Here is a 790-nt window from a genome sequence, read left to right as displayed (position 1 = left end):
GATAGTGTTGAAGAAGTCGGCGATGAAGCCGTGGATCCACTCGCACCGAAGCGTCTTGATTAAGGTCGACGCGACCTCCTCGCCTTAAGTGGCTCGGACGTTTGTTCCGAGGGTGCAAATCTTGGCCAATTTCCTGAGGTTCTGGGCGATGGCTGCAAGGTGGAACTCATCGCGGGCACCACAGGGGCCGCGCAATCGCAATCGATCGAGCTTCAGGATGCGCTTGAGGTGCGCGAACAGCATCTCCACCTTCTTCCGCTGATAGCGTGAGGTCTGGTAGGCGTCTGTCTTTGCGATGTCGCGGGCCATGTCGCGCGCGCCCTCATAGATCGAGCGCAGCACCTTGCGCGCCGGCTCCTTCGGGCAACAGCTGGGCTTCAGGGCACAGGCGTCGCAATCCAGCTTGCTGGCGCGATAGCGCATCATGCCATTCTCGTCGACGAGAGGGTGTGGCATCCGATAGGTCTTCTGGCGCTGCCTGAGCGTCTTCCCGCCAGGACAGATGTATGTATCGGCCTTATGGTCGTAGGTGAAGTCGTCGCGCGAGAAGGTGCCATCCTTGCGCCTAGACTTGTCGAAGACCGGGATATGCGGCTCGATCCCACGCTCATGCACCAACCAGTTCAGCATTTCGGCCGAGCCGTAGCCGGTGTCGGCAATCAGCCGCTCCGGCCAGAGGCCGAGCTCGTCGTGCGCCCGCTCGATCATAGTCTTGGCGGCCGTCACCTCGGCTTGGCGCACCGCGGTCGAGGGCTCCACGTCCACGATGATGGCGTGCTCCACGTCGATC

The 790-nt window shown here is 61.6% G+C and carries 1 protein-coding gene; it reads right to left on the bottom strand.

Features of this window, described 5'->3' with window-relative positions; translation table 11 throughout:
- Positions 1 to 84: 84 nt before the first annotated feature.
- On the bottom strand, positions 85 to 790 hold a 706-nt coding region (locus NKH04_RS33125; protein ID WP_353045613.1), incomplete at its 5' end, for a transposase.

This window comes from Mesorhizobium sp. M1365, from assembly GCF_040317865.1.
Classification (GTDB): domain Bacteria; phylum Pseudomonadota; class Alphaproteobacteria; order Rhizobiales; family Rhizobiaceae; genus Mesorhizobium.
The sequence above is the reverse complement of the archived record's forward strand: the minus strand, read 5'-3'. Positions and strand labels throughout refer to the sequence as shown.